Consider the following 3,183-nt stretch of genomic DNA (forward strand, 5'->3'; position numbering starts at 1 on the left):
GTCGGCCCGCGCTCGCGAGGCGACAGCCGGACGAGCAGGTCGCTGAGCCGTCCCGCGGAGATTTTGAGCGTTTCGACCATGTCGGCACGAAAATCGGCGTTGTCGGCGTGGCGTTCGGCATTGCGCGCCAGCAGTCCCAGCTGGCTCGCCAAATTCTTGATATCGTGCATGATGAAGGCAAAGCGGCGGTTGAACTCGTCGAACCGCCGCGCCTCCGACAGCGCCTGCTGGCTCTGCGATTCGGCGAGATAACTCGCCGCCTGCTGTCCCGCGATGCGCAGCACGTCCAGGTCTTCCCAATCGAGCGCGCGCGACACCGCCGGGCGGTGCAGCACGACGATCGCGATCATCCGCTGGAAATGCAGGACCGGAACGACGACCCAGGCGCGGCTGTCGGCGACCAGCCAGTCGGGAATGGCAAGATCGGCGCTGCCCTGCCCGCGGCGTTCGGCGTCGAGATCGACGATATGCTGCGTCTCCTGGAGCATGAAGGCCGATCGCAGCGACACCGCCGCGCTGTCGTCGATCCCCCCCGGCCAATGCCAGTGTTCGGCGATACGGAAGCCCCCCGACGCGCCGGGCAACATCAGCAGGGCGCCGGGGCTGCCGGTCAGTTCCGCGAGCGCCTTGGCGACGCGGCGGTAAAGATTGCGGTCGTCCGCGCCGCCGACCCCGGACACGCCTTGCGCCAGCGTCGCGGTGAAGCGCATCCATTCGGCGCGGTAGTCATAGCGGTGCTCGAAGAAATGCTTGGAGATCATCACCGCCAGCCAGGCGCGGGTGCGCGCCGAGGCGAGCAACAGTCCCCCGGCGCCCAGCGCCACGGCGAGCGAGATTGCCTGCGCCAGTTCGGCGTAATCGCCGCCGACCATGCGCGCGACCGCGCCGGTCAGCCCGATCAGCACCAGATAGGCGGCGGCACCGAGCAGGATCAGCGTCCGCATCGCCGCGGTGCGCGACAATTGCATCCGTTCGCGCCCGACGTCGAGCGCGGCGACGACATAGGTCGGCAGGGTCAGCAGCGCCACCGCGGGCAACAGCGCGACCAGCGTCGACGCCGTCTCGCCGGTCAGCGCGCCGATCAATTGGGCGTTCAGTTCATAGGCCCATAGCATCGCGAAGCCGCCGGCCACCGCCATGACCGGCATCCGCTGCCCCGCCCCCGCGTGGCGCACGCCGCTGTCGATGATCAGCAGCCCGCCGACCGCAACGATCATCGCAGCGAAGGTCAGCGTCGGCGCCATCCACGGTTCCGCCGCCGCGCCCGCGCGCAGGTGCGCCGCGGTGCCAAGCAGCAATGTCAGCACGCAGATCGTCGCCAACATGCGCAGTATCAGGCGCAAAGGCCGCGACATCGGGCCGCGCGTCGACCAGAATGTTCCCCCCAGCCAGCCGAGCATCGCAAGGTCGCGCAGGCCCTGAACCACCAGCGACTGCGACGATCCCGGCGCAAAGACCGCGACCACGGCGAGCCACAGGGCGGTTGCCGCGGCGCTCGCGGTGAGCAGGCGCGGGGCGGGCATCAACGCCATCATCCGGTCGCGCGGCCGCATCAGCAGCCACGGCGCGACACCGGCGAACGCCGCCAGCGCAACGCCCGACAACAGCTGCGACAGTCCGACGACCATGGTCAGCGCGCGCCATCCGGCCACAGCACGACACGCACCGTCTGAAGCAGGATCAACAGGTCGAGGAAGGGCGAGTAATTCTTGGCATAATAAAGATCATATTCGAGCTTCACGCGCGCATCTTCGACCGACGCGCCATAGGGATAGTTGATCTGCGCCCACCCGGTCAGGCCGGGTTTCACCATGTGGCGTTCGGCATAATAGGGCAGCTTCTTTTCGAGTTCCTCGACGAAGCTCGGCCGTTCGGGGCGCGGGCCGACAAAGCTCATGTCGCCCTTCAGCACGCACCAGGTCTGCGGCAGTTCATCGATGCGCAGCTTGCGGATGATCCGGCCGACGCGCGTGACGCGCGGATCGTTTTCGCTCGCCCATATCGCCTTGCCCCCGGCTTCGGCATCGGTGCGCATCGAACGGATCTTGAAGATGTCATAGGATTCGCCGAACAGGCCGACGCGCGGCTGCCGATAAAAGACCGGCCCGCGGCTATCGAGGATGACCGCGATCCCGGCGACGATCACCAGCGGCAGCCCGACGACCAGGACGATCAGGCTGGCAAGAATGTCGAACAGGCGCTTGCCGACCTTGGAAATCCGCTGGCCGGCGGAAAACCCGTCCGAGAAGATCAGCCCGCTGGGGTTCGTCGTCGCCAGGTCGACGCGCCCCGTCTCGCGTTCGATGAAGCTTGCGATATCGTTGACATGCACCCCCGTCGTCTTGACGCGGAGCAGGTCGTTCAGCGGCAGCGCGTTGCGCCGTTCCTCCAGCGCCAGCACGACTTCGCCGGCGCGCAGCGACACGACATGATCGGACAGATTGGCGATCGCCTCGCGCGGGATCGCGCCGGGCACCGTCGTTTCGCCGCCGCTCATCGCGACAAAGCCGACCATCTCCAGCCCGCTCCCCGGCGCCTCGGCCAGCGCGGCGAGCCGGGCAGCGCGCGGCCCGGCGCCGAGCACCAGGATGCGGCGCCGGAACGCCTCGGTTCCCGCCGATTGGGTCAGCGCCAGGCGGATCAGGAACAGCGACGCGATCGCAAAGACCATCGCATAAAGGCTGTTGGCACGCCAAAGGGTCGCGGTCGGCAGCAGGAACCCCAGAACCGAGAGGAAAATTACCCCGAGCGAGATCGCCGCGAGCAGCCGCGCCGTGGCGAAGCGCATCGAACGCAGCCCCTCGTTCCCGTACATTCCGGTCGCCATCATCGCGAGCGAATTGGAAAGCCCGAAGGTCGCCAGCGGCAACCAGCGATCGCCGAGCGGCCCGGCTTCAAAGCCCGCCTGACGCGCATAGAGATGCCACGCGCCCTCCGCGGACGCGAGGAGCGCCAGAAATTCGAGCAGCGCCAGCCAGACGACGGCGTGCGGCACATAATGTTTGAACAGCCGGAACATGGTAACCTTTCACGCCCGCGTTACTACAGCCGAGGCGTCAACTGTCGGTTAATTTTACACTTCCCATCGCGCCAAGGGGGATGACCCGCGGCATCCGAAGCGATAGACCCGGTGCATGACATCGATGATCCAGCCCGTAATCCTGTGCGGCGGCGCGGGCACCC

At 67.3% G+C, this 3,183-nt stretch carries 2 protein-coding genes; both read right to left on the reverse strand.

Features of this window, described 5'->3' with window-relative positions:
* On the reverse strand, positions 1–1,652 hold a 1,652-nt coding region (locus A3E77_RS11455), incomplete at its 3' end, for a GAF domain-containing protein (RefSeq protein WP_293645988.1).
* Positions 1,631–3,019: a TIGR03013 family XrtA/PEP-CTERM system glycosyltransferase gene (locus A3E77_RS11460; protein WP_293645990.1), complete on the reverse strand. Its 1,389-nt coding sequence runs from the start codon at positions 3,017–3,019 to the stop codon at positions 1,631–1,633. The genes A3E77_RS11460 and A3E77_RS11455, both read right to left, overlap by 22 nt.
* Positions 3,020–3,183 lie beyond the last annotated feature (164 nt).

This window comes from Sphingopyxis sp. RIFCSPHIGHO2_12_FULL_65_19 (assembly GCF_001830555.1).
In the GTDB taxonomy this organism is placed as follows: Bacteria; Pseudomonadota; Alphaproteobacteria; order Sphingomonadales; family Sphingomonadaceae; genus Sphingopyxis.